This is a genomic window from Ideonella flava (assembly GCF_051857595.1).
Classification (GTDB): domain Bacteria; phylum Pseudomonadota; class Gammaproteobacteria; order Burkholderiales; family Burkholderiaceae_C; genus Ideonella.
Genome location: NZ_JBPZHD010000011.1, coordinates 206,595 through 231,382, shown reverse-complemented (window position 1 = coordinate 231,382; position 24,788 = coordinate 206,595). Strand labels below are relative to the sequence as shown.

Genomic DNA, 24,788 nt, shown 5'->3' with positions numbered 1-24,788 from the left:
GCCATGCTGTCTCTCGTCGTGCGCAGGCTGTTTTGGCGCGCGCTGGCGCTGGTCTCGCTGCTGCTGGGGCTGGCAGGTGTCTTTCTGCCAGTGTTGCCGACCGTCCCCTTCGTGCTGGTTGCGGCCTGGGCCGCCGGGAACGGCTGGCCGGCGTTGGAAGCGTGGCTCCTGGATCATGCACACCTCGGCCCACCACTGCGGCGCTGGCGCGAACGCGGCGCGGTCCCGCGCCGCGCCAAGTGGGCGGCGACGCTCGGCATGAGCGGCGGCGCCTTGACGCTGGTTCTGCTGCCTCTTCCGGTCTGGCTGAAGGTCGCTGCCGTGACCACGATGGCCGTGGTAGCCGCCTGGCTCTGGCGCCGGCCGGAAGCGTGACATCGTCGCACGTGCCTGTGTGCAGGAGCGCAGGCGCGTTGGTCGCCGAGCGTCAGCCCTCATCAGTCCCGAGCCCGGTCACGCCAGCGGTCGCCTGCGCTTGAAACGAGGCCTCGCGCCACCACCTGGGCACGCATGCGCGCGATCGGCCTGATGGCCTTGCTGAACCTGTACATCGGCTGGCGCGTGGCGCCGAACCTGCCATGGCCGGCCGCCGGCGTGGCTTTCCTGCTGCTGCTCGGCCTGAACGCGTTGCTGGTGCCGGCTGCGTTCGCTTCGCGCCGGCTGCCGGATCGCGCGGTAGCCGATCGCTGGACCTGGGCTGGCATGCTGGCGCTCGGCCTGTTCTCGATGCTGCTCGTGCTGACACTGCTGCGCGACGCCGTGCTGCTGGCCGCCCTGCCCTTTTCGCACGGCGGGTTCGCCCCGGCCACCGCGGCGGCGGTGCCGGTGCTGGCCCTCGCGGCCGTGGGCTGGGGCTTGTACGAAGCACGGCGGACCGCCCGGGTGCGGGAGGTCGACATCCCGATCGCCGGCCTTCCCGCAGCGTTGCATGGCTTCACCATCGTGCAGATCACCGACTTGCACGTCGGGCCGACCGTCAAGCGGCCCTACGTGCAGGCCATCGTCGATGCCGTCAACCGCCTGGACGCCGACGCGATTGCCGTGACCGGCGACCTGGTGGACGGGCGCGTCGCCGATCTCCGTGCCGACGTGCAGCCGCTGGCCGGGCTGCGTGCGCGCCACGGCAGCTTCTTCGTCGCCGGCAACCATGAGTACTACAGCGGCGCCGAGGAGTGGCTGGCGCACCTGGGCCAGCTCGGCCTGCGGGTGCTGCTGAATGAGCACGTGACCCTCGACCACGAGGGCGCGCGCCTCGTGCTGGCCGGGGTCAGCGACTGGAGCGCCCACCACTTCATCGCGACACACCGCAGCGACCCGCACGCCGCGCTCGCCGGCGCACCGCCGGAGGCGGCGCTGCGCGTGCTGCTGGCACACCAGCCGCGGTCGGCGCCGGCGGCGGCGGACGCGGGCTTCGACCTGCAGCTGTCCGGCCACACCCATGGCGGCCAGTTCTGGCCATGGAACTTCTTCGTCCCGCTGCAGCAGCCGTTCACGGCCGGCCTGCACCGCCTGCGGAACCTGTGGGTCTACACCAGCCGGGGCACTGGCTACTGGGGCCCGCCGCTGCGCCTGGGCGCTCCCTCCGAGATCACGCGGCTTCGCCTGGTGGCGGCCACCACCCCCACCGGCGCAGGCTGACGAGCGCGGGCCAGCGCCTCAGCGCGGCCGGATCAGCACCGGCTGCCAAATCCACCCGCAGCGCAACACCAGCGCGCAAAGTTGGAGCACCACGCTGTCCGGATCCTTCGCCGGCGCGGGGTCGCCGAGCTGATCCAGGTTGATGATCGATGCCTGCCAGCAGCGGGTCCAGACGAACTGCGCGTCCGGCCGCGAGGCGTCGATGATGTCGTCGCCCACATGGCGCATGGAGGCCTCGTCGGCATCGCGTGGCCGGGCGCCCGACGCGCCGACCTGCTCCCGCACGAACACCGTCCCGCGGCTCGGGTCGACATCGAGCAGGATGCGGTGCGAGCGGGCCTCGCCCGTCTCGAAGCCGTGGTCGATGATCCACGTCGGCGACGGCCCTTCACGTCGGATCGGGAGGGGCAGTTCCTGCATTTGCTCCAGCAGCTGGCCGGGCGACGTCCGCGGCGTGCCGATGGGCGGCGCGATGCGGGTGGTCGCCGATGCCAGCCAGAACACCGCGCCGACGACCGCGGCGAAATGCGCGACCGCCAGCACGACGACGATAGGCCACGACAGGCGATCACTGAAGAACATCAGTTGCAGCAGCGGCGACATCAGCGCCGCTGCCAGCAGCCGCGCGATGTACTGCTGGCGATCCTGCTGGGACGTGCGCGCCAGCACGAGCGCCAGCAACAGCGGCGCGGCGCAGACGATCGCATCGACCGGGTCGGTGGCGGCCAGCAGCGCCAACGTGCCGCCGTAGGCCGCCAGGTATCCGCAGGCGGCCACGCCGACGAAGCCCAGCGGCACGAAACGAGGTGCTCCGCTCATGGCTCGCGGCCGGCCTGGTCCAGGACGGTGGTGCGGCAGCGGTCGGTAGGCATCGGGCGGCTCCTGGCAGTCGGTGTTCGACATTGTCGACAGCCGCGGTTGCACGCACGCTTCTGCTCGCGTTTCGTGTGTCGCGCCCGCGAAACCGTTGCAACGCTGCCGCGTGGTGCAAAGGCTCGTCGGGCGCGGCTGCAGGGCCTCAGGCGCTATAGAAGTACGGCGCCAGCACGCGCACCTCGGTGATGCGATTGACCGGCAGCCCGTTGCGCTGGGCGACGTGGCGGATGGACTCCGGCGAGGGGCCGTCGTAGATGCAGAAGGTCTGGGTGCGCTCCGGGTTCACATAGCTGTGCACCCAGGTCACGCCTTCCTCGGCGTTGGTCTTGACCACGCCGGCAACGGCCTTGCGGCCGTTGTCGTCCATGGGAATCGAAAGGCCATCGGGAAAGTTGCGTTCGACGAGATAGCGGGGCATGGGAGAGTCCTTTGGTGAGTCCGGGCGGCACCGCGCCGCCGGTATCGCCACGATGCCCGCACGGGCCACTCCGCGCCTCGGCAGCCTTACCCAGATTGGCCCGGCAGTTCCCCAGATTGCGGCGGATCCAGCAGGCCCAGCCGGGCCGCCAGGGCACTGGCCTCGGCCCGCGAGCGGGCATTCAGCTTGGCCAGGATCGCGGACACATGGTGGTCCACCGTCTTGGCCGAGCGCACCAGGCGCGCGGCGATCTCGGCATTCGTCAGCCCCTGCGCGAGCAGCACCAGGATCTGCGCCTCGCGCTGGGTGAGCCCGGCGGGGTGGGCCGCCGTGGTGGGGCGCGGCCCGCGGCTCGCCGCTTCCGGCCACCTGATGCCTTGCCGCCGCAATTCCGCCTGCACCCGCGCCACCGTGGCCTCGCAGCCCAGGGCCGCGAGCTGGCCCAGTGCCGCCTGCATCTCTTCGGGGCCACCACCGTGCAACCGCGCGATCGCCTGCTCGAACGGGCGCTCCGGCATGTCCCATGTGTTCTCGCCCGAGAGATGGCCGCCCAGGGCCAGCCAGAACGCGATCTCGCCGGCGGCCGGAGCCTGCCGCGCCTGCGCAGCCCGCAGTTGCTCCTGCGCGAAAGAGACATCGGCCTGCGGCAGGCCGAGCCACGCGGCCTCGGCGTGCGTCACCGCCAGGGGCACGAGGCGCTGGAATTCGCCGGTGCGCAGGGCCAGCGTGGTGGCCTCTTGGAGCACGTCGCCGGCGCCCGGATCGCCGCGCCTCATGCGCAGGCGCGCGAGCACGATCAGCGTCGGCAGCCGGCTCACCGGCGCCAGCTGGGGCCGAGACAGGACCTGCCGCGCGCCGTCGGCGGCCTCCTCCCAGCGCCCGGTCTCGAGGTCGAGGCGGCAGGTCCACGCAGCGAGGTAGTGCGACCAGGCGTCCAGGTCGCGGGCCGAGAGATAAGCCGTGGCGTCGTCGAGATGCTGCCTCGCCAGCGCGTGCAGGCCGTGGGTGATCTCGGCCGCCACGAGGTTCACGTAGGCGCGCGCCACGTGCTCGCGCAGGTCGTTCTCCAACGCGAGTTGCAGGCTGCGTTCGAGCTGCTCCCGCCCGGCCGGCGGTGAGCGCGTGTACAAGGCCGCGCCGGTGTTGTTCAGCGCGTGGGCCTGCACCTCCACCGCGCCGAGCCCGGCGGCCATCTCGGCGGCGCGCGTGCCCCATTCCACCGCCGCGCCGACCTCCTCCGAGAGCATGTGCAGCTGGGCACGGTTGCTCATCACCCACGCGAGCTCCTCGCTCGGCGGCTGGCCCTTCAGCAGATCGAGCGCCTCGTCGGCGAACCGTACCGCCTCGGCATTGCGGCCGAGAAACCAGTTCAGCCGCGACAGCCAGCGCAGCGTACGGGCTTCGTGCGTGCGGTCGCCGACTTGCCGCCACAGGGCGAGCGCCGCCTCGCGCGGCGCCACGGCATCCTCGATCAGGCCCACCAGGTAGCACTGGTAGGAGCGCTTCTCGAGCAGCTCGGCGCGCTCTTCGGATGACAGGCCGACGGCGGCTTCGAGGGCCGTCGCGTAGAGCGCCGCAGCCTCCCTGTGTGCCCCCAGCTCGGCCGCGCGCGCCGCCGCCATCGGGGCCAGGCGTTGCACGGCTGCGCGCTGGCCGGCGCGCGCGGCGTGGTGCACAAGCCGCGCCGGAGGCACATCCGGTGCGCCGGCCGACTCCAGGGCGCCGAGCACACGCGCATGCAGCTGCGCGGCCACGGGTGCGAAGAGCGCCTGCTCCAGCGCCTGGCGCGCCAGCTCGTGGCGAAACGCCAGGCAGTCGCCCTGGGGTTGAAGCAGGCCCGAGTGCAGCGCGGCGAGGAGGTCCTCCGGCGGCGGATGGGCCACTGCCTGCAGCAGCCAGCCCTCCATGCGCGAGGGCACGATGGCGACCAGGTCCACCAGCGAGCGCACTGCGGGCGGCAGGCGCGAGGCACGGGCCAGCACCGCGTCGCGCACGGTCGTGGGCAATCCCGTGCCGTGCAGGCTCTCGGTGACGAAAAAGGGATTGCCCTGGGTAGCGGCGAACAGGCCCACTCGCTCCACCCCATGACGCCGCGCCAGCTCCGCCACGCCCGCCTCGCTCAGGACATCCAGCGGGATGCGGCGCACCTGCGCCGGTGGCAGGTCTCCCAGCACGGCGCGCAGCGGGTGGCGCTCGCCCAGCTCGTCGTCGCGGTAGCTCAGCACCAGCAGGGCCCGCTGGCCCTCCAGGCGGCGGCCGAGGAACTTGATGCAGTCGAGCGTGGCGGCGTCCGCCCAATGCACGTCCTCGAAGACGAGCGCCAGCGGCTCGGGCGCGCTGCGCAGCTGCTCCAGAAGGGCCGCGAACAGCTCGCTGCGCTGGCCCTCGCGCACGAGCAGCCCGCGCAGCCGCTCGCCGAGTTCCGGCGCCATGTCGAACAAGGGGCCGAGCGGACGCGGAGAAAACAGCGCCTCGCAGCCGCCCCACAGCACGCGCCAGCCGCGCAGTCCCGAGGCCGGGTCGAGGGCCGCCCGCAGCAGGCTGGTCTTGCCGATGCCGGCCTCGCCGTACACCAGGACGGTGCGGCCGCTGCCCTGCGCGGCCTCCTGCACCGCTTCGGCCAAGGCGCGCAGGGCCGGCTCGCGCTCGACGAGCTCCGATGTCGCGGTTCCATCCCCTCGCATGGGTGGCGATTGTGCGGGCTGCAAACGTGGGGGCGGAGCCTCAATCTGGGGAAGCTTCCCGATGCCCCGGGCGGCGGCCGCGCCTACCGTGGCGGCTTCGACAAGGGAGTCGCCATGATGCAGATAGAGCAGGCCCCGGCCGGCCCGGCGCTGGACGAGGTGCGCACGCTGATGCGGGAGTTCCTCGCCTGGCACCTGGAGCGCCACGCGAGCGACCTGCACCTGGTGCAGAGCTATTTCGACGCGGCGGCCTTCGAGGCCGAGCTGGCCGGGCTGCCCGGCGCCTATGCGCCACCGGCCGGGCGCCTGCTGCTCGCGCGTTGGCAAGGCGAAAGCGCGGGCTGCGTGGCGCTGAAGCCGCTGGCCGGCGGCGGCTGCGAGATGAAGCGCATGTTCGTGCGTCCGGCGTTGCAGGGCCGGGGCATCGGTCGCGCATTGGCCACGACGCTGCTGGACGAGGCGCGCCGCGCCGGCCACGAGTGGATGCAGCTCGACACCAGCATCCGCCAGGAGGAGGCCGCCGGCCTGTACCGCAGCCTCGGCTTCCGCGAAGTTCCCGCCCCCGAGACCTTGGCCGGGCCGTTGCGCGACTGGCTGGTCTTCATGCGTCGCGACCTGCGGCTCAGCCGCTGACCAGCGCATGCGAACCCTGACCCGACCGGCTCGATTGCAGGTGGCCGACGAGCTGCTTGCCCAGGGCCTGCACGTCGTCCACGCAGCCATGGATGAAGCTCGACTGGCGGCGCCGCATGAAAGGCAGCCCAAGCACATACACGCCCGCCGCGCCGGCCACCACGCCGCGAACGTGGCGCAGCGCGCCCTGAGCATCGAACACCGGCAGATGCAGCCACGACAGCTCCGGGCGGTAGCCGGTGGCCCAGAGCACGGTGCGCAGCTCGCGGCCCAGCGCCAGCGAAAGCCGCGGCGCAGTGTCGGGCTGCGTGGAGGCGAAGCGCTCCACCGGCCCGATCTCGCGCTCCAGTCCGGTGGACCGCGCGTAGGCGTCGATGCCCTCGAGCAGCCGGCCCAGCTTCAGGTCGGCCAGCGCGCAGACGGCGCGCAAGGAGCCGGAGAACTGCGCCTGGCCATCGCGCACACCGGCCAGCCGGCCGACGATCTCGACGCCGTCGGCGCGCAAGGTGTTGAGGTCGAGCGAGGCGCGTTCCGGCGTGCCGACGAGCTGCGGCGAAGGCAGCCGGCGCGCCCGCTCGGGCTCGGCCTCGTCCTCGATGCGCTGCTGCAGCCAGCCGGCGGCGTCCATCCACCAGTGGATGTCTTTGCCTCGATACAGCCGCGGCAACCTGACGTGCTCCCCGACGGCCAGCGTCACCGGCCGGCCGCTCGCGTGGATCTCGCGCGCGAGCTGCAAGCCGGTGGCCGACGCGCCGACGACGAGCACGCCGCCCGGGGGCAAGTCCCCGGGCCGGCGGTAGTGCGCGGCATGCAGGCTGTGCACCTCCTGCGGGAGGCGATCGGCCAGGCGCGGAACGACCGGCTGGCCGAACGCGCCGCTGGCAATGACGAGCGCGCGGCAGCGCCAATCGCCTTCGCTGGTCTGGACGCGATAGCCCTCGCCCTCGCGCCACACGCCCCGCACGGCGGTGTGACTGCGCACCGGTGCCGACACGCGAACCGCATAGCGCGCGATGGTGTCGGCCAGCTCGCCGGCGCGCATGAAGCCGTCGGGGTCGGGGCCGTCGTAGCGCCAACCCGGCAGGCGCGTCATCCAGTTCGGCGTGAGCAGGCGCATCGAGTCCCAACGCTCGCGGCGCCAGCTCTGCGCCACCGCGCCGCGCTCGAGCACGACGTGGTCGATGCCCTGGCCGGCCAGCACGGTGCTCATCGCCAGCCCGTTGTGGCCGGCGCCGACCACGACCACGTCGATGGCACGCACAACTCAGACCCGCTTGCGCGCCGTGACGGCCACGTCGGTCGGATTGGTCACGATGTCGAACACGGCCGAGCGTTTCTGCGATTGCGCGACCAGCGCCTCGATCTCGGCCTGCGTCGCATCGGCGTCGATCTCGTAGTGCACGCGGATGGCCTCGAAGCCGTTGCGCGTCTGGTCGCCTATGCCGAGGATGCCGCGCAGGTCCATGTCGCCCTCCAGCGTGGCCTTCACCGAGTGCAGGGCGATCTGGCGGTTCTGCGCGACCGCTGCCACGCCCGCCGTCAGGCAGCCGGCCAGCCCGACGAGCACCATCTCGACCGGCGTGGCGCCGTTGTCGGCCGCCGCGAAGACCTCCGGGTGGTCGGTGTCATAGCGGTAGGCGCGGCGGTGCTTCTGCTCCGCCCCGAGGCCGTGGAAGCCCTCGACGGTGGCGCGGCTGTGGGTGCCGTGCAGCCATTCGCTGCTGGCGCGCCACTGGAAGCGCGCGGCCGGGGGTTGCGCGGCCAGCGCTTCGCGGGCGCCGAGCAGCGCGGCAACGTTGACGCCGTTGTCGATGGCGCGGGTCTGGGTCGTGGTCATGGTCGTTTCCTCGAAGAGAACAGGTGGGTGGAACGGGAAAGGGGCTCGCCGATGACGCCCGGCGGGCAAGGCGTCCGCGCGCTGCCCTCGGGCATGGCGCCGCAGATGCGGTACCGGGCCTGGGGCTCAGGCCATGGCAAGAGGGCTCAGCCATCGGGCCGGCGGCTCGGTCTCGAGGCCTGCGGGCTCCTGCGCCTGCAGGAAGCGCAGCAGCCGCGCATTGACGCGCGCGGGGTCGGCCAGCGGCCCCATGTGGCCGAGGCCGGGCATGGCTTCGTGTGCCGCCGCGGGCAACAGCTCTCGCATCAGCTGCGCCAAGGCGAGCGCGGCCGTGGTGGTCCGGGTTCCGTGCATCACGAGCACGGGCATGGTCAGGCGTTGGTTCAGGGCCGGCGGCAGCGGCTCGTTCATCAGCGTGTCGAAGTGCGCCACGATGGTCGGCATCCGGTTCGCGATCGCGCGCTGGCGCTCCTGGCCCATCAGCCGCCAGGTGCCGGGGCCGGACCAGTAGTCGACGAACACCTCGCCCGCCACCTCCGGCCGGCCCTGGCCGACCAACGCGTGCAGCCCCGCCGCGATCGCGAAGGCCTCGCGTGCACCGTGGCTGTCCGGCGCCTTGTCGGCCAGAAGGCTGAAGACCACGGGCTCGTAGACCGCCAGGCTGTGAACGAGAGACGGCTGCATCGCCGCCAGGTGAAGGGCCACCGCGCCGCCGTACGAATGCCCGACGAGGTGACCGCCGCCCTGCCTTTCCAGCGCCTTCAGCGCCAGGGCTGCATCGTCGTGCAGCGAAAGCGGGCGCAGGTCTGTCCAGGCTTCGCGCCGGCCGTGGCCATGCAGGTCGATGGCGTGCACGTCGTGGCTGGGGCGCAGGGCCTGGGCGAGCTGGTCCCACTGGCGCGAGGACGATGCGCTGGCATGCAGCAGCACCACCGTCGGGCGGCGTTCGGTGGAGGTCGGCAGAAGCGGGCTGGAGGTCATGGCGGGTCCTTGCAATGCCGCCGCACTGTGCGAGGCCCTCCGTTCCGCTGCCGTTCCGCGGGCTCGTCCACAGGCGAGGAACGCCCGTGGAACGCGCCGGCCACCACATTGCGCCACCCACCCACCAGGAGATCGAATTGGCCCGCTACGCGAACATCCTCGAAACCATAGGCCGCACGCCGCTCGTGCGCCTGAACAAGCTGGCGCCGGCCGGCATCCACCTGCACGTGAAGGTGGAGTCCTTCAACCCGCTCGGCTCGGTCAAGGATCGCCTCGCGCTGGCCGTCATCGAGGATGCCGAGCAGCGCGGCCTGCTGCAGCCCGGCCAGACGGTGGTCGAAGCCACCAGCGGCAACACCGGCATAGGCCTCGCCATGGTCTGCGCCCAGAAGGGCTATCCGCTGGTGCTGACCATGGCCGAGAGCTTCAGCATCGAGCGCCGGCGTCTCCTGCGCTTTCTCGGCGCCCGCGTGGTGCTCACGCCGGCGGCCGAGAAGGGAAGCGGCATGCTGGCCAAGGCGGTGGAGCTGGCGCGCGCGCACGGCTGGTTCCTCTGCCGCCAGTTCGAGAACGAGGCCAACGCGGCGATGCACGCCCGCACCACCGGGCCGGAGATCCTCGCGGACCTGGCCGGGGAGCGCCTGCACGCCTTCGCCTCCGGCTTCGGAACCGGCGGAACGCTGCTGGGTGTCGCGCGGGCACTGAAGGCCCACGACCCCGGCATCCGCGTGGTCGCCGCCGAGCCCGACAACGCGCCGGTCGTGGCCAGCGGCATCCCGCAGCCGCGCGACGCCAGCGGCTCGCCCTACGTCAGCCATCCGCAGTTCCGCCCGCACCTCATGCAGGGGTGGGCACCCGACTTCATCTCGCCGCTCACCGACACCGCGCTGCGCGAGAAGCTGGTCGACGAGGTCGTGCCGGTCAGCGGTCACGAGGCGATCCGCCTGTCGCGCGCCCTGGCAACGCAGGAGGGCATCTTCGTCGGCATCTCCAGCGGCGCGACCCTGGCTGCCGCGCTCGAGGTGGCCAAGCGCGCCCCGGCGGGCAGCCACATCGTCTGCATGCTGCCCGACACCGGTGAACGCTATCTCTCGACGCCGCTGTTCGAAGGCATAGGCGTGGACATGAACGACGAGGAGCTCGCCCTGTCGCGCTCCACGCCCGGCTGCCGCTTCGATGCGCCAGCGCCCGCCGCCGCGCCCTCGCCGGCCGGTCCGCCGGCCGCTGCGGCTCCTGCGGTCGAGGCACCGGCCGCGGCCGCGGCCGACGCCGAGGCCGAGGCCTTCGTGGCCGAAGCGATCGACGGCGCGCCGGTCGTGATGTTCGCGCTGCAGTGGTGCGAGTTCTGCTGGGCGGTGCGCAAGCTCTTCGCCCGGCTGGGCATCCCCTACCGCAGCGTGGACCTCGACAGCGTCGCGATGCAGCAGGGCCAGCTCGGCACGCGGCTGCGCCCGGTGCTGCGCCGGCGCGCCGGGGAGCCGACCATCCCGCAGATCTGGATCGGCGGCACGCACATCGGCGGCGCGATGGACCTGTTCAATGCCTTTCGCCAGGGCCGCGCCCAAAGCCTGCTGGCCGCGGCAGGCCTGGCCTTCGACGCCTCGGCCGACATCGACCCGGGCGAATTCCTGCCGCGCTGGCTGCATCCGCGCGCCGAAGCCTGAACCAACCTGGAGATTCCCCTTGAAAACCTCGCCCGTCTTCTTGTCGGCGACGCTGCTTGCCATGGCCGGTTGCAGCACGCCCCCTCCGGCCCCGCCCACCATGCCGTCCGCCTTGCAGCTCTCGCCGGGCGAACGCTGGGTCGGCTCGCTGCCGGCGCGCGGCGCGCAGATCTACGAGTGCCGGCTCACCGATGGCCAGGCGAGCTGGGCCCTGGTGGCGCCGGACGCGACGCTGTTCGACCCACACGGCCAGGCCGTCGGCCAGCACGGCGCAGGCCCCTTCTGGCAGCTCCAGGATGGCAGCCGCGTCGAAGGCAAGGCGGTCGCGCGAGCGGACGCGCCGGTCGCAGGCGCCATTCCGTGGCTGCTGCTCGACGTGCACAGCAGCGGCGGCCCCGGCCGCCTGCGGGCCGTCACGCGGATCCGGCGTGTCAACACCCAGGGCGGCATCGCGCCACCGGCCGGCTGCGAAGCCACCACGGCCGGCGTGCGCCAGCGCGTGGCCTACACCGCCGACTACCTGCTCTACGAAGGCCGCTGACCATGTCTTTCATCACCACCGTGTCGCCTGCCGAAGCGCGCGACGAGGTCGCCGCGATGTACCGCCGCCAGCAGGAGTCCTGGGGCTTCGTGCCCAACTTCGCCAAGGTCTTCTGCCATCGGCCCGGGCTGATGGGGCGCTGGGCCGCGCTGCTCGCCGAGGTCAAGCGCCCGCTCGACAAGCGGCGCCTGGAGCTCGTCACCTTCTCGGCCGCTCACGAACTGGGCCACTCCGCCTGCAGCCTGGCGCACGGGCGCGTGCTGCGGGAGTTCTTCTCCGATGAAGAGATCGTCCACCTCGCCGAAGGCCGCGTCGAGGCGCTGTTGACGCCGGCCGAGCAGGCGATGCTACGTTTCGCGCGGCGCGTCGCTCGCGATGCGGGGTCGGTCACCGCCCACCACGTGGCCGAGCTCAAGGCGCACGGCTTCAGCGATGCCGAGGTCTTCGACATCGCCGCCGTCGTCGCCGCGCGTGCTCTCTTCACCAAGCTGCTCGATGCGGTCGGCGTAATGGCCGACGGGCCGATGGGCGATTTGCCGGCCCCCCTTCGCGACGCGCTGGCGGTGGGCCGGCCGATAGACACCGCGCCGGTCGCCGCCCTGCCCGACTCGCCGTAACAAACTCGGGCGTGCCTGTCGACGCAATCGTCCGGACAATGCGGCCATGAGCTGCCATCTGCGTCTGATCGGCACGCCCTCGGCGCAAGCCGGCGCCGACCGCCTGCCGCTGCCGTTCGAGAGACGCTGGCAGCTCGTCGCCCTGCTGGCGCTGCAGGGCGACTGGATGCAGCGGGCCGAACTGGCCGCCATCCTCTGGCCGGACGTGCCGCGCAGCCTCGCCTCGACGAACCTGCGCAAGGCGCTTTTCCGTCTGAGCGGCACGCCTTGCGCCGATGCCATCGAAAGCGACGGTCCGCTGCTTCGCTCGGTGGCTTCCACCGATCTCCAGGCCTTCCACGAGCAGGTCCGAGAGGGCCGGTTGGCCGAGGCGCTGCAGCAGGCGCCGGCCGATCTGCTGGCGGGCTTCGACGACGACGCCAACGAAAGCTGGACGCAGTGGTTGAACGGCCAGCGCGAGCGCTGGCGCAGGGCCTGGCGCGGCGCGGCGCTGCAGCGGCTCCAGGCCGGCATCCCGGACGACGAGGCCATCGCGCTCTCGGCCGCGATGCTGGAGGCCGACGCGCTCGACGAGGCCGCGCTCGACGCCCATGTGAGGCACCTGGCCCACGCGGGGCAGGCAGCGCGTGCGAGGCAAGCCTGGCGCACCTTCGCCCAGCGACTGGAGCAGGACCTGGGCGTGCAGCCCGGCAGCGCGCTGCGCGCCTTGCACGACAGCCTCCTCAGCCCCGTCCCCGCCACCGCCGCGCCTGAAGCCCGGGACGACGGCTACGTCGGCCGCGTCGCCGAACTGCGACGCATAGGGGAGCTGATGGCTCGGCCGGCCTGCCGCCTGCTGGCGATCGTCGGGCCGGGCGGCATCGGCAAGACCCGCCTCGCCCGGCGGGCGATGGACGAGGTGTCGCCGCTCTTCGATGACGGCGCGGTCTTCGTCCCGCTGGAGGACGTGGACAGCGCCGCGGCCTTCGTCGCGCGCCTGTGCCGTCTCCTCGGCGTGCCTCGCCTGCGCACGGGCGACGAATTCGAGTCGCTCGCCGGCCATCTGCGCGAGCGCCGGCTGCTGCTGGTGCTCGACAACTTCGAGCCCATCGCGTCGATGGCCACGCCCCTGATCGAAAGGCTGCTGGAGGCCGCCCCGGGGCTGAAGCTGATCGTCACCACGCGCGAACGCCTGGTGCTGGCCGCCCAGTGGGCGCTGCCGCTCGAGGGCCTGCCCTGCCCGGAGCCGGAGGACATGGACCGGCTCGAGGCCTTCGATGCCTCGCGCCTGTTCCTGGCCGCCGCCCGCCGGGCCGATCCGGCGAGCGACGCTGCCGGCGAGCCTGCCACCATCGTCGACATCTGCCGCCAGGTCGACGGCCTGCCGCTGGCTCTGGAGCTGACCGCCGCGTGGACGCGCCTGATGCGCTGCGCGGACATCGCCCGCGAGCTGCGCGAAGGCACCGAGCTGCTGCGCGCGACCAACCCGGCCTTCCCCGCGCGCCAGGCCAGCCTCGAGGCGGTCTTCGAGCAATCGTGGCGCTTGCTGGGCGAGCGCGAGCGGCAGGCGCTGGCGCGGCTGTCGGCGTTCCGCGGCGGGTTCACGGTCGATGCGGCTCGCGTGGTGGCCGCAGCGCCGCTGCCGGTGCTGGGTGCGCTGCTCGACAAATCGCTGCTGCGCAAGGAAGGCACGCGCATGACGCTGCACCCGCTGGTGCAGCAGTTCGCGGCGCTCCGGCTGGGCGACGACGCGGCGTACGTCGCCGCGCGCGTGGCCCACGCTCTGTTCTTCCGCGAGGTGTTGGCGGAACGACAGGTCGCGCTGAGAGGCGGCGATGCCGAGGCGCTTCGCTGCATCGACGACGAATTCGAGAACTGCCGCGTGGCGCTGGAGTGGCTTTCGAAGCACGGGCCTGGCGAGAGACTGGCCACCGCCGCCTGGGGCCTTTCGGACTACGCCGAGCACCGCGGGCAGCCGCAGCGCGCGCTGGTGGTGCTGCAGGCGGCCCTGGCGGCTCCCGTGGCAGCACGCGAGCCCACCTTGCGCTCGCGCTTGCTGGTGCACGCCGCCCATCTGCAGCTGCGGCTGGACCGCTTCGCCCAGGCCGAAACCGAGGCGCGCGAGGCGCTGGCGGCTGCTTCGCAAGGGGACGCGAACGAGGCCACCCACACGCGCCGGATGGCCTGGCGGGTGCTGGGCGCCAGCGCGCTGCGCCTGGGCCGGCTCGACGAGGCGCGCGAGCATTTCCAGGCCATGCTCGAACTGGCGAGTGGGCCCTCTGCCACACGCGACCGCGCGGTGTCGCTCGACCACCTTTCGTTGATCGAGCGCCGCGTCGGCCGCCACGACGAAGCGCTGCGCCTGTCGCGCGAATCGCTCGTGCTGCAACGGCGCCAGGGCGACGTGGCCGTGCTGTCGCTGGGCCTGAACAACCTCGGCTCGCTGCACCTGGACCGCGGCGAGCCCGAGGCCGCCGAAGCGCCGTTGACCGAGGCGCTGGCCTTGTGCGAGCGCAGCGGCCTGTCGGCCACCGCCGGCCTGGTCCTGGCCAACCTCAGCGACATGGCCTTGATGCGCAGTGACCTCGCCTCCGCACAGCACCACGCCCGGCGGGCGCTGGAACTCGTGCAGCCCACAGGCCAGCGCCTGCTCCTCGGCTGGCTGCATGCGCAGCTCGGCATCGTGGCGGCCCTTCGTGGCGAAGTCGCATCGGCCAGCGCGTCCGTCAGCGCGGCCTGCGAGATCGCGCTCGGGCTCCAGGCGCCATTGCTGAAGGCCAAGGCCACGGTGGCCTTCGCGCAGCTGGTGTACCGCCTCGGGCATGCGGTGGCCGCCCGGCAGGCGTTGCGCATCGCCTCGGCGGAGCCGTCGCTCAGCGCGGGCGACCGCGAGGAGTTGGCGCGACCTCTCGCGCAGTGGAGTGAAGTCGAGGACACGGCCTTGCCCGCGCTGCCCGCCATCGACCTCGACGGCCTGCTGCAGCGCGCCACGGTCGAGGCGTCGGGCGGCTTCGTCTCGCTCGTCGCGTCCCTCGGCGGCTGACCTCACGCCAGCCGCGCCTGCGGTCGCTCCCGTTGGCGCAGCGCCCGCTTCGCACCAGCCTCCGGCTCGTTGACCTGCACCGCGCGACAGACCGCGGCGACGCTTCGCACGGCTGACCATCCGTCCGGCATATCGCTGCGCCCGCGGCCCGAGGAACGCCCACAGAACGGGGTGCCGCTCAGAGTTCGACCTCACGAAAGGACGAACCATGCACACCCTGCTCACCCTCCTGCCGGTCCAGCCCGGCATCCTCGCCACCGCCCGCATCGCGCTCGCGGACGCCCAGCTGCGCTGGGCCGCCCGCCGCGGCGCGCGCCAGACGGCCCGGACGCTCGCGGATCTTGACGACCGCACCTTGCACGACCTCGGCATGGACCGCAGCGAAATCGAGGCTGTCTCCGCCGAGGCGCACGGCCTGCGCACGCCCACCCTGCGTCGAACGGCCCGCGCCTGACCCGCTTCCCCACCCGCCCCTACTCGACCTGAAAGGACTTCCCATGAACCGCTACCTCATCGAACGCAGCTTCCCGCAGGGCCTGACCATCCCCATGACCCCGGAAGGTCGAAACGGCTGCGCCCAGGTCGTCAAGGTCAACGCCAGCGAAGGCGTGACCTGGGTCCACTCCTACGTGAGCCCGGACCGCAAGAAGACCTTCTGCATCTACGACGGCCCGTCGCCCGAGGCGATCCGCCAGGTCGCCGAGCGCAACGGCCTGCCGGTGGACACGATCACCCCGGTGACCGTGCTCGACCCCTACTTCTACCTGCCGGCCTGAGACCCGGCCGGGCCTGTCTCCATGAAGCGCTACCTGGTCGAACGGACCTTCCCGCACGGCCTCGACGTTCCCATGAACGCCGAGGGCCGCCAGACCTGCGGGAGCGTGGTCTCCGTCAACTCGCCTTGGGGGGTCACCTGGATCCGCTCCTACGTGAGCCCCGACGGCAGGAAGACCTGGTGCCTGTACGAAGCCCCGTCGCCGGACGCCATCCGCCAGGTGGCCGAACGCAACGGGTTTCCGGCCGGGCGCATCACCGAGGTCGGCCTGCTGAGCCCCCATTCATTCCCCTGAACGTCCCCATCCATGAAAACCTTCTGTCTGCAATCCATCGGCAGCGCCCTCATGGCGGCCGTGTGCTGCGCCCTGCCTGCGCACAGCGCGCACGCGCAATTCGCCTCCTGGTCGGCGCAACCCAACGTCAAGGCCCTCGCCGGCGACTTCGACGGCGACCACGCGAGCGACATCCTGCTCACCGGCGGCGCGGGCTGGACCAGCCTGCCGGTGGCGTTCTCCAACCGCGATGGTTCCTTCCGCGTCACCAACCTGTTCGTCGGCGACTTCGGCACCTGGGCCTCCACACCCAACGCCAAGGCCCTGGTCGGCGACTTCAACGGCGACCGCAAGAGCGACCTCGCGCTCATCGGCCCGGCCGGCTGGAGCAGCATGCCGGTCGCCTATTCGAACGGCGACGGCAGCTTCCGCATCACCAACGCCGGCGTCGGACCCTTTGCGGCCTGGGCCGCCTCGGCCAACGTCGACGCACTGGCCGGTGACTTCGACGGCGACGGCCGCACCGACGTGGCGCTCGCCGGTGGCGACCCCGGCTGGTGGCACACGATGCCGGTCGCCTTCTCCAAGAAGGACGGCACGTTCAGGATCACCAACACCGAGGCCGGCATCTTCGCCGTGCGTGCCGGCGAGCCCGGCACCCGCAAGGTCGTCGGCGACTTCGACGGCGACGGCAAGGCCGACATCGCGGTGGTCGGCTCGTCCGCCCGCACGATGCCGGTCGCGTTCTCGCGCCGCAAGGGCATGTTCGACATCCGCGACACGGCGATCGGCGAGTTCGCCGCCTGGGCCGCGGTGCCGGGCGTGAAGGTGATGGTCGGCGACTTCAATGGCGACCACCGCAGCGACATTGCGCTGATCGGTGGCGATCCCAACTGGTGGAGCACGGTCCCGGTGGCCTTCTCCAATGGCGACGGCAGCTTCACCGTCACCAACTTCCAGGTGTACTTCGAAGGCGGCAATCTTTCGGCGCTGGCCGCGCACGGTGCGGCCACGGTGTTCGCGGGCGACACCAACGGCGACGGCCTGGCCGACATCACCGTGGTCAGCGCAGGCACCTTCGTCTACACCGGCCTGTCGCGCGGCGACGGCCAGTTCACCATCATCACCTCGCAGCCCGGCGACTTCGCCTCGCGTTCGCACGAGGTGGGCGTGCGTGCCGTCGTCGGCGACTACGACGGCGATGGCCGCATCGACGTGGCGCTGACCGGCAACTGGTTCTGGAACACCGTGCCGATGGCCCGCTCCAGGAGCGGCAGCTACATCGGCAGCTTCAGTGCCGTCCAGCAAGCCGGCGTGCAGGATGTCTTCCCGGTCCGCGCCTGGGTCACGGGCAGCACCTGGGAGCCGTTTGCCAACCGCTGCGTGGCGAACCCGGTGGGCAGCCTGGTCAATCTGCAAGCCGACCCCGGCTACGTGATGGGCTATCGCAGCGGCAGCGACGAGGCCAGCGTGTGGGCGCCGACCACGGCCAGCGGTATGGAGCACCGCCAGGGCATCCAGCGCCTGAACCGCAACGGGCAGAACTACTTCGCCGTCTCGATGTCCACCCAGCCGGGCACGGCGGCCGGCCTCGAGATCACGGCCATGGGCTCACGCGGCCCGACGCTTTTCGCCATGGGCGGCAACGTCGCGCCGTTCCAGCTCGCTCCCGCCAATGACGCGGTGCGCGCCTACCTCGGCGAGGCTTCCACGCGCAACCACGCGAGCGGCTTCCAGATCACCGGCGAGTACGCGATCCAGCCGCTGGAGGCGGTGAACGACAGCGTCACCGCGGGCTTTCGCATCGTGCGGCTGAGCGACCCGACCCGGCCGGTGTGGTCGAGCTCCACGAACCGTGTTCGCAGCCACACCACCGATGCCGGCGCCGCGAGCCTCGTGCGCCTGCAATCGGGCCGCTTCATGGCGCTCGTGTTCGGCAACAACTCCGACAACGTCGAGGTCTTCGTCTCCACGCTGGCCCAGATGCCCGGCTTCAGCGACAGCGCCTCGAAGTGGGTATCGGTGGCCGCGGCCGACACGCCGTTCGGCGACTCCTGGTACCAGAACATCCAGATCGTCTCCGACTGCAGCGGCCAGTTGTACATCGTGGGCACCCACCGCCACTGGAGCTCGGAGAACGACTGGGCCGACATCTGGCGCCTGGATGTGTCGGACAGCTACGTGCCGAGCTTCACCAAGCTGGGCAACTTCAACGCCAAGTGCCGAACCGGCAACACCGGCAACGAGCGCTACTGCGATTTCGCGGCCGGCGCAGGCGTCTACGTCGATGGCAACGGCAAGCTGGTCCTGTATGGCGTGGAGCACTACAACGACGGGCTGCCCGGCACCACGCGCGGCGTCAAGGTGCGGGAGTTCAACTAGGCCAGGCGATCGCCGTGAGTTCGGGGTGTTCGCTTCCAGGCCGAAGCGGGCACCCCTGTCGAAGGGGGTCCGACCGGCCGATGCTAAAGTGCGCCGCTTCCCGAGGTGCCGACCGCGGCGCTCCGTCTGCCCCCGGACCTCCGTGCCCACTTCGAAGTCGAATCCGCCTCCCGCGAAACCCCCAACGGGCCGCCGACACAGTGATGCGCCGACGCTTCTCGACGTCGCGCGCGCGGCGGGCGTGTCGGAGATGGCAGCCTCCTCGGCCCTCAACGGAGGCCGTCGAGGCTCGGCCCGCGTGTCGGCACAGACCTGCGAGCGCGTGCTGGCCGCCGCAAAGCAATTGGGGTATCGGCCGAACGCCACCGCGCGGGCGCTCGCGAACCAACGCACGAATGCCATCGGCCTGGTCGCCAACTTCCTGGGCGACGAGCCGAACCTGTACTTCCTCGAGGTGTTCAGCGGCGTGATCCAGGGGGCCACGGCGGCCGGTCAGACGACGTCGGTGTTCACGCTGGCCGACTGGGCCGAGGCGCCTGCCCACCTCCCCGCCGTTTGCGACGGGCGCGTGGACGGCCTGATCCTTTTGGGGCCGCGCCTGCAAGACGATGGCTCGGCCTGGCTGCCGCCGCACACGCCGATGGTGTCGGTGCAGGCAGACCGTCCGATCGCCGGGGTGCTGAACATCGCGTCGGACGACGAGGCCGGCGCCTTCGAGATGGTTCGCCGCTTGCTCGAGATGGGCCATCGCCGGATCCTGCACATAGGCGGGCCGTCCGCGTACACCGGGGCGAACCGGCGGGCCGAAGGCTATCTGCGGGCCCACGCCGAAGCCGGCGTGAAACCGGCGGCGGGCCACGTCGTTCGGACCGACCTCAACAGCGAGGCGGGCCGCGAAGCCATGCTGCAGTGGCTGCAGCGTCACCGCGGCCGCCCGCTGCCCGAGGCGGTGTTCGCGGGCAACGATGCGATTGCCTTGGGCTGCATCGAGGCCTTGCGCTCGCGCGGGCTGGTCGTCCCCGACGACATCTCCGTCGTCGGCTACGACCACACCCTGATGGCCCGCTGGATGCAGATTGCCACCGTGCGTCAGCCCCTGCACGAGATGGGTCGGCGCGCCGTCGAAGCGTTGATGCGGCGCATCGAGATTTCCCGCCGCGGCGAGCCCTTCAACGAGCCCTTGAACATCGTCGTGCCCACCGAGATCGTCCCCGGCGCCACGCTGGCCGCGTCTAGGCGCAGCCGACTGAACATCGCCTGAGCGAGCGTTCGGTCTGTCGCGCGCATTGTTGCGGCGCGCGGACCTGCAACCGCAGGCCCGTGTTTTCCCTCATAAGTTCATTCGACGATCGAACTATTATCCGCGGTAAATATAGCGCTATATCAGCCTCGAATCGCCGTTCACGAACATGCGCAGTCAACGTCTTTCCCTCTGTCCAGCCTCCTTGCGAAACGAGCATCGAGCCGCAGCGGCACAGGACGTGACATCGGCGACACGAACGGCCACCCCGGGCCGACCCGTCCCACCGCGTCGGTTGGATGACGTTGCAGTGGCGCGCCGCACACAGCCACTCGACCCGTGCCAAGCGCACAAGGATGGCGACCCTCGCCGACGAGGTCGCGCCAGCCCCTGAACCAGTTCTCCACAACGCTCGTGACCGGAGGAGACAACCGGCCGAGCCCTTTACCTCAAAGGTAGAACCATGAGACTGCGCTTATCCACTTTGCTGATGGCCCTAGGTGCCGGCACGGGCTCGGCAGCCATTGCCCAGACTTGCGCACCGACGGCCATAACGCCCTATGTGAACGTCAACGGCACGTGGACGCAGACGGCGTCGGCCACTCTCAAGACTGGCACTTCGGCCATCCTCGGCCCGCAGCCGACACGCGGCGGCGCGTGGAGCTGGAGCGGCTGCGGCACCTCAGGCGCCTCGCGCGAGCAGACCATCACGCCCGCCGGGGCGTGCACCGCCACGGCCACGTACACCAACTCCTGCGGCGCCAAGACCCAGCAGAACTTCTCGATCAAGGTAGGCACCTGGGCCAGCGTGAAGTTCGGCGGCGGCGGCTATGTCACGGGCCTGATCTTCCATCCGACCACCGCCAACCTTCTCTACGCGCGCACCGACATCGGTGGCGCCTATCGCTGGAACCCGAGCGCCTCGTCGTGGGTGCCGATCACGGACGGCCTGGGTTTCGGTGGCAGCGAGAGTTCCTTCCACGGCATCGAGAGCATCGCCGTCGACCCGAACAACGACCAGCTCGTCTACATGGCGGCAGGCATGTACAACTCGGACAAGGCTGACGCCCGCCTGTACATCTCCAGCAACCGCGGCGACAGCTGGACCTACGTCAACCTGCCGTTCTCGACGGGCGGCAACAACGGCGGCCGCGCGATCGGCGAACGCCTGATGGTCGACCCCAACAAGCCGTCGACCCTGTTCTACGGCTCGCGCACGGCGGGCCTGTGGAAGAGCACGGACTCGGGCCGCACCTGGGCCCAGGTCACTTCGCTGTCGACGCTGAAGATGACCCAGGACCAGATCAATGGCGTGGGCGGAGCCGCCATGGGCGTCGAGCTGGTCGTGTACGACACCGGCAGCAAGGGCACCGGCGGGGCTACGCAGACCCTCTACACGGCCGTCGCCCCCGACTACGCCGGCTTGGCCGGCCTGAGCGCGAACCTGTACAAGTCGACCAACGGCGGCGCCTCGTGGACCGCTGTCTCGACCCCGGTGTCGGGCTACCACATTCCGCACATGGTGCGAGCGGCCGACGGCGTGTTCTACGTCGTGTTCACCAAGGATGCGGGGCCGGGCGCCGGGGGTCCCGCCCGCCTGTACAAGTTCGACGGCAGCACCTGGACCTTGCTCAAGAGCGAAGACCCGAACGGCGGGACGAACTTCGGCCTCGGCGGCGTGTCCGTCCAGGGCAGCGGAGCGACCACCCGCATCGCGCTGGGCGTGACCAACTCCTGGGGCAACTGGAGCGGCCAGCAGATCGTGCAGCTGTCCGACAACGCCGGCCTCACCTGGCGCGAGATCGAAGCGACGATGCCGGGCGAAAGCGCCTCGGGTTGGGTCGACGATGTGGAGATCGATCCGTCCAACCGCGACCACATCCTGCACGTGCATGGCGGCGGCGTCCTCGAGACGAAGAACGCCTCCTCGGCCACGCCCACCTGGAGCGGCACCATCAACGGCATCGAGGAAACCGCGCCCCAGGCCATCGTCACGCCGCCGGCCGGCGCGCCGTACGTCCTGGTCAACAGCTCGGGCGACGTCGGCACCTGGGTCCACACCGACATCACGAAGACGCCCACGCTGAATCCCGGCCTGGGCTGGAGCAACGGCATCTCCGCCGACATGGCGTGGTCCGACTCGCAGTACATCGCCGGTGCGGGCGTCGTCAATTCCAGCGGGGCCGGCACCGGTTACTGGTCCGGCGACGGCGGCAAGACCTGGGCGACGTTCGCGTCCCTTCCCGCCGGTGCGGCCAACAACACGAGCAGCGAAGGCAGCGTCGCAGTCACCGCGCGCAACAGGGTGGTCTGGGCGCCGGCCAACTCGGTCCCGTCGTACACCACGAACAACGGTGCGAGCTGGGTCGCGACCAATCTGCCGTCATTGCCCGGCGTCGGCTGGAATCGCGGTTACCGCCTGGTGACCGATCGCAAGAATCCGAACAAGGTCTATGCCTACGATTCGGGCGGCGCCTGGTGGGCTTCCGCGGGCAAGGTCTACGTCTCGAACGATGGCGGACACAGCTTCACGCTGAGCCAGGGCTCGGTGTCCGCCGGACTCAGTCCCAACGGCTGGTGGGTCACCTCGTTCGCGGTCAACCCCAATGTCGAGGGTGACCTGTGGCTGGCCGACGGAAACGCCGTGTACCACTCGGTGGACTCGGGGGCGAGCTGGTCCAAGCTCGGCAATTTCGCATCGATCTGGGGCACCAACTCTTGGCCCGACGTGCAGGGTGCCAGCGTCGTGGCCCTCGGCAAAGCGAAGGCCGGCGCCACGTACTGGGCCGCGGTGTACGTGGTGGGCGTGATCAACGGCGTGTGGGGCGTGTACCGCTCCGACGACGGCGGCGCCACCTGGACGCGCCACAACGACGACGCCCATCAGTTCGGCGGCATCGGCGTGATGGCGGCAGACCAGAACGTCTACGGACGGATCTACGTCAGTGGCACGGGCCGGGGGCTCCTCTACAGCAACTGAACAGATGACTTGAGCGTATGAGCGGCGGCGCGTGCCGCCGCTTTCCCCCTGGCCCGGCCATGGCTCTCGCCATGGCCTCTTCCTTTCGAACATTCCCTGCCTTCCTGTCCGTCACATGCGCGCATTCGCCCTGCAACGCCTGACCAGCAGCGCTGCAGGCACCCGGCATATGCGAGGAGCACAGCACGGCGCAGCGCCACTGCTGTTCGGCCCATGACCACCCCAAGAACGATGAAGAAGACTGTCCTGCCCCTGCTGATGACCCTGCTGACCGCTGCCGCCCACGCCGAAGTGCACTTCGCCAACGTGTTCACCGAGCACATGGTGCTGCAGCGCGACCGCCCGCTGCGCGTGTGGGGCCAGGCCACGCCGGGCCAGACCCTGACCGTGGAGCTCGGGGGCCGCACGGCCCGCACGCTTGTCGGCGCGGACGGCCGCTGGCGCGTGCAGCTGGCCTCGCTGCCCGCGGGCGGGCCGCACCAGCTGCTGGTCCGGGGTGACCAGACGGTGGTGTTGAACGACGTGCTGATCGGCGACGTCTGGCTGCTCGGCGGCCAGTCCAACATGGAGTGGCCGCTGGCGCAAACCGACACCGGCCCGCAGGAAATCGCTTCGCCGCAGAACGCGCAGCTGCGCCACTTGCGCGTGCCCCAGCGCGCCAGCGTGCGGCCGGAGCCCGAGATCGCGCCGGCGCCCTGGGTCGTGGCCGAGCCCGGCGGGGTCGGCGAGTTCAGCGCCGTCGGCTACCACTTCGCGCGCCAGATGCAGGCCGTGCAGGGCGTGCCCATCGGCCTCATCCAGACCGCCTGGGGCGGCTCCATGCTGGAGACCTGGGTGCGCCGCGATGCCGCGCTGCGAGACCCGGACCTCGCACCGTGGGTCCGCGCGCTGCCGGCCGACAACGCCGCCTACGGTGCCACGCTGCGCCAGCAGGCCATGGAACGCGTGGCCGCCTGGCAGCCGGGGCTGACGCTGAACGGCGTCGACGCCAGTGGCTGGGCGGCCGCCGCGGACATCGACGCCAACTGGCCCACGTTGCAGGCCCCGCACGAGTGGGAAGGCCAGGGCCTGGCCAACCTCGACGGCGTCGTCTGGCTGCGCAAGCGGGTGGACCTCAGCGCCGCGCAGGCGGCCGGTGCTGCCGAGCTGCGCCTGGGCACGCTGGACGATTGCGATGAGACCTGGGTCAACGCCCAGCGTGTCGGCGCCTTGTGCGGGTTCAGGCAGGACAGGCGTTATGCCCTGCCCGCCGGCCTGCTGCGGGCGGGCGCCAACTGGATCGCCGTGCGTGTCACCGACACCGGCGGTGCCGGCGGCTTCAACGGCGATGCCGCGATGATGCGCCTGGACACCGCGGCGGGCCCGGTCTCGCTGGCCGGCGCCTGGCGGGCGCGTGTGGAGCAGGTCGCCGCGCCGGCCAACCCCGTCGCCAACGATGCCCCGACCCTGGGCCACAACGGCCTGATCGCGCCCCTGCAGGGCCTGTCGGTGCGCGGCGTGCTCTGGTACCAGGGCGAGGAAAACTCCGGCCGTGCCGCCGCCTATGCCGAGGGCTTCAAGCGCCTGATCCAGGACTGGCGTGGCCAGTTCGGCGATCCCGCCCTGCCCTTCTTCTTCGTGCAGCTGGCCTCCTGGCAACCACTGGCCAACAACCGGCCCGGCGCGGGCAACTGGGCCGAGATGCGTGCCAGCCAGGCGGCGGCCCTGGCCCTGCCCCACACCGGCATGGCCACGGCCATCGACGTCGGCAATGCCGAAGACATCCACCCGCGCGACAAGCGCACCATAGGCCACCGCCTGGCCGCGCTGGCGCTGCACGAGCTGGGCCTGCGCGCCGCGCCGGCCAGCGGCCCGCGTCTGCTCGGCCACGAGGCCCGCGGTGGAGAGTTCCAGCTGCGCTTCGGTGAGACCGCGGGCGGTCTGCGCACCGCGCGCGCCGGGGAGCCGCTGCGTGGCTTCCTCTTGGCCGGCGCCGATCGCCGCTGGGTGCCGGCGCAAGCCCGCTTCGATGGGGATCGCATCGTGGTGCGCAGCCCCGCCGTGCCGGCACCGGTGGCCGCGCGCTATGCCTGGGTCGACAACCCCAGCGAGGCCAACGTCGTAGGCGGCGACGGCCTGCCCCTGCCGCCGCTGCGCACCGACGACTGGCCGCTGGAAACGGCCGGGTCGCGCTACCGGCGCTGAGCCTCTTTCACCATGTTCGACCGGAGAACCGCGAATTGAGCA

The 24,788-nt window shown here is 71.4% G+C and carries 20 protein-coding genes; 14 read left to right on the top strand and 6 right to left on the bottom strand.

Going from position 1 to position 24,788, the window contains the following annotated elements; translation table 11 throughout:
* Positions 1-3 precede the first annotated feature (3 nt).
* Together ACS5PM_RS24105 and ACS5PM_RS24100 are read left to right on the top strand one after the other, a co-directional pair.
* Complete coding sequence (locus tag ACS5PM_RS24105; RefSeq protein WP_439390265.1) at positions 4-375, top strand: YbaN family protein; 372 nt, start codon at positions 4-6, stop codon at positions 373-375.
* Positions 376-510: 135 nt separating this feature from the next.
* Positions 511-1,638 (top strand): metallophosphoesterase, encoded by a 1,128-nt coding sequence (locus ACS5PM_RS24100; RefSeq protein WP_439390264.1) that lies wholly within the window; start codon positions 511-513, stop codon positions 1,636-1,638.
* 18 nt (positions 1,639-1,656) lie between these two features.
* Here ACS5PM_RS24100 and ACS5PM_RS24095 read toward each other — a convergent pair whose 3' ends face one another.
* The 3 genes from ACS5PM_RS24095 to ACS5PM_RS24085 all read right to left on the bottom strand — a co-directional run bounded on the left by ACS5PM_RS24095 (position 1,657) and on the right by ACS5PM_RS24085 (position 5,616).
* Positions 1,657-2,376 carry a hypothetical protein gene (locus tag ACS5PM_RS24095; protein WP_439390263.1) on the bottom strand — a complete coding sequence of 240 codons (720 nt, stop codon included), beginning with the start codon at positions 2,374-2,376 and terminating at the stop codon, positions 1,657-1,659.
* Positions 2,377-2,656: 280 nt separating this feature from the next.
* The gene (locus ACS5PM_RS24090; RefSeq protein ID WP_439390262.1) at positions 2,657-2,932 is read right to left on the bottom strand and encodes a DUF4242 domain-containing protein; all 276 of its coding nucleotides are present in this window, start codon (positions 2,930-2,932) and stop codon (positions 2,657-2,659) included.
* An 86-nt stretch (positions 2,933-3,018) separates the two neighbouring features.
* Entirely contained in the window at positions 3,019-5,616 is a 2,598-nt protein-coding gene (locus ACS5PM_RS24085) for an ATP-binding protein (protein WP_439390261.1), read from the bottom strand.
* 114 nt (positions 5,617-5,730) lie between these two features.
* On the opposite strand from ACS5PM_RS24085, the gene ACS5PM_RS24080 reads away from it, so the two are divergent.
* A complete protein-coding gene (locus ACS5PM_RS24080; protein WP_439390260.1) occupies positions 5,731-6,249 on the top strand; it encodes a GNAT family N-acetyltransferase in 519 nt (172 codons plus the stop codon).
* Here ACS5PM_RS24080 and ACS5PM_RS24075 read toward each other — a convergent pair.
* The 3 genes from ACS5PM_RS24075 to ACS5PM_RS24065 form a co-directional block, all read right to left on the bottom strand.
* A complete protein-coding gene (locus tag ACS5PM_RS24075; RefSeq protein WP_439390259.1) occupies positions 6,239-7,510 on the bottom strand; it encodes an NAD(P)-binding domain-containing protein in 1,272 nt (423 codons plus the stop codon). The two genes, ACS5PM_RS24080 and ACS5PM_RS24075, sit on opposite strands and share 11 nt — an antisense overlap.
* Before the next feature lie 3 nt (positions 7,511-7,513).
* Positions 7,514-8,086: an OsmC family protein gene (locus ACS5PM_RS24070; RefSeq protein WP_439390257.1), complete on the bottom strand. Its 573-nt coding sequence runs from the start codon at positions 8,084-8,086 to the stop codon at positions 7,514-7,516.
* A gap of 126 nt (positions 8,087-8,212) precedes the next feature.
* Entirely contained in the window at positions 8,213-9,067 is an 855-nt protein-coding gene (locus ACS5PM_RS24065) for an alpha/beta fold hydrolase (RefSeq protein WP_439390256.1), read from the bottom strand.
* 86 nt (positions 9,068-9,153) lie between these two features.
* Between ACS5PM_RS24065 and cysK the strand changes: the two genes are divergently transcribed.
* The 11 genes from cysK to ACS5PM_RS24010 all read left to right on the top strand — a co-directional run bounded on the left by cysK (position 9,154) and on the right by ACS5PM_RS24010 (position 24,746).
* Positions 9,154-10,731 carry a cysteine synthase A gene (gene cysK / locus ACS5PM_RS24060; protein WP_439390255.1) on the top strand — a complete coding sequence of 526 codons (1,578 nt, stop codon included), beginning with the start codon at positions 9,154-9,156 and terminating at the stop codon, positions 10,729-10,731.
* A gap of 19 nt (positions 10,732-10,750) precedes the next feature.
* A complete protein-coding gene (locus ACS5PM_RS24055; RefSeq protein WP_439390253.1) occupies positions 10,751-11,272 on the top strand; it encodes a DUF3455 domain-containing protein in 522 nt (173 codons plus the stop codon).
* A gap of 2 nt (positions 11,273-11,274) precedes the next feature.
* Positions 11,275-11,889 (top strand): carboxymuconolactone decarboxylase family protein, encoded by a 615-nt coding sequence (locus tag ACS5PM_RS24050; RefSeq protein ID WP_439390252.1) that lies wholly within the window; start codon positions 11,275-11,277, stop codon positions 11,887-11,889.
* A 46-nt stretch (positions 11,890-11,935) separates the two neighbouring features.
* Positions 11,936-14,911 carry an ATP-binding protein gene (locus ACS5PM_RS24045; protein ID WP_439390251.1) on the top strand — a complete coding sequence of 992 codons (2,976 nt, stop codon included), beginning with the start codon at positions 11,936-11,938 and terminating at the stop codon, positions 14,909-14,911.
* 208 nt (positions 14,912-15,119) lie between these two features.
* The gene (locus tag ACS5PM_RS24040) at positions 15,120-15,365 is read left to right on the top strand and encodes a DUF1127 domain-containing protein (RefSeq protein ID WP_439390250.1); all 246 of its coding nucleotides are present in this window, start codon (positions 15,120-15,122) and stop codon (positions 15,363-15,365) included.
* A gap of 43 nt (positions 15,366-15,408) precedes the next feature.
* Complete coding sequence (locus tag ACS5PM_RS24035) at positions 15,409-15,687, top strand: DUF4242 domain-containing protein (RefSeq protein ID WP_439390249.1); 279 nt, start codon at positions 15,409-15,411, stop codon at positions 15,685-15,687.
* A gap of 21 nt (positions 15,688-15,708) precedes the next feature.
* The gene (locus tag ACS5PM_RS24030; protein ID WP_439390248.1) at positions 15,709-15,981 is read left to right on the top strand and encodes a DUF4242 domain-containing protein; all 273 of its coding nucleotides are present in this window, start codon (positions 15,709-15,711) and stop codon (positions 15,979-15,981) included.
* 12 nt (positions 15,982-15,993) lie between these two features.
* Positions 15,994-18,342 carry an FG-GAP repeat domain-containing protein gene (locus tag ACS5PM_RS24025; protein WP_439390246.1) on the top strand — a complete coding sequence of 783 codons (2,349 nt, stop codon included), beginning with the start codon at positions 15,994-15,996 and terminating at the stop codon, positions 18,340-18,342.
* A complete protein-coding gene (locus tag ACS5PM_RS24020; RefSeq protein ID WP_439390245.1) occupies positions 18,248-19,603 on the top strand; it encodes a LacI family DNA-binding transcriptional regulator in 1,356 nt (451 codons plus the stop codon). Before ACS5PM_RS24025 ends, ACS5PM_RS24020 begins: the two co-directional genes overlap by 95 nt.
* Before the next feature lie 442 nt (positions 19,604-20,045).
* On the top strand, positions 20,046-22,562 hold the full coding sequence (locus ACS5PM_RS24015; RefSeq protein ID WP_439390243.1) for a dockerin: 2,517 nt from the start codon (positions 20,046-20,048) through the stop codon (positions 22,560-22,562).
* Positions 22,563-22,793: 231 nt separating this feature from the next.
* Positions 22,794-24,746 (top strand): sialate O-acetylesterase, encoded by a 1,953-nt coding sequence (locus ACS5PM_RS24010; protein ID WP_439390242.1) that lies wholly within the window; start codon positions 22,794-22,796, stop codon positions 24,744-24,746.
* Positions 24,747-24,788: the final 42 nt, after the last annotated feature.

Bases quoted from the DNA above. Each gene is read 5' to 3' on its own strand.
- ACS5PM_RS24100 (WP_439390264.1), top strand. From the start codon at position 511: ATGCGCGCGATCGGCCTGATGGCCTTGCTGAACCTGTACATCGGCTGG.
- ACS5PM_RS24020 (WP_439390245.1), top strand. From the start codon at position 18,248: ATGGCAACGGCAAGCTGGTCCTGTATGGCGTGGAGCACTACAACGACG.
- ACS5PM_RS24070 (WP_439390257.1), bottom strand. From the start codon at position 8,086: ATGACCACGACCCAGACCCGCGCCATCGACAACGGCGTCAACGTTGCC.
- ACS5PM_RS24090 (WP_439390262.1), bottom strand. From the start codon at position 2,932: ATGCCCCGCTATCTCGTCGAACGCAACTTTCCCGATGGCCTTTCGATT.
- ACS5PM_RS24015 (WP_439390243.1), top strand. From the start codon at position 20,046: ATGAGACTGCGCTTATCCACTTTGCTGATGGCCCTAGGTGCCGGCACG.
- ACS5PM_RS24045 (WP_439390251.1), top strand. From the start codon at position 11,936: ATGAGCTGCCATCTGCGTCTGATCGGCACGCCCTCGGCGCAAGCCGGC.
- ACS5PM_RS24035 (WP_439390249.1), top strand. From the start codon at position 15,409: ATGAACCGCTACCTCATCGAACGCAGCTTCCCGCAGGGCCTGACCATC.
- ACS5PM_RS24105 (WP_439390265.1), top strand. From the start codon at position 4: ATGCTGTCTCTCGTCGTGCGCAGGCTGTTTTGGCGCGCGCTGGCGCTG.
- ACS5PM_RS24065 (WP_439390256.1), bottom strand. From the start codon at position 9,067: ATGACCTCCAGCCCGCTTCTGCCGACCTCCACCGAACGCCGCCCGACG.
- ACS5PM_RS24025 (WP_439390246.1), top strand. From the start codon at position 15,994: ATGAAAACCTTCTGTCTGCAATCCATCGGCAGCGCCCTCATGGCGGCC.
- ACS5PM_RS24085 (WP_439390261.1), bottom strand. From the start codon at position 5,616: ATGCGAGGGGATGGAACCGCGACATCGGAGCTCGTCGAGCGCGAGCCG.
- ACS5PM_RS24040 (WP_439390250.1), top strand. From the start codon at position 15,120: ATGCACACCCTGCTCACCCTCCTGCCGGTCCAGCCCGGCATCCTCGCC.
- ACS5PM_RS24010 (WP_439390242.1), top strand. From the start codon at position 22,794: ATGAAGAAGACTGTCCTGCCCCTGCTGATGACCCTGCTGACCGCTGCC.
- ACS5PM_RS24030 (WP_439390248.1), top strand. From the start codon at position 15,709: ATGAAGCGCTACCTGGTCGAACGGACCTTCCCGCACGGCCTCGACGTT.
- ACS5PM_RS24050 (WP_439390252.1), top strand. From the start codon at position 11,275: ATGTCTTTCATCACCACCGTGTCGCCTGCCGAAGCGCGCGACGAGGTC.
- ACS5PM_RS24080 (WP_439390260.1), top strand. From the start codon at position 5,731: ATGATGCAGATAGAGCAGGCCCCGGCCGGCCCGGCGCTGGACGAGGTG.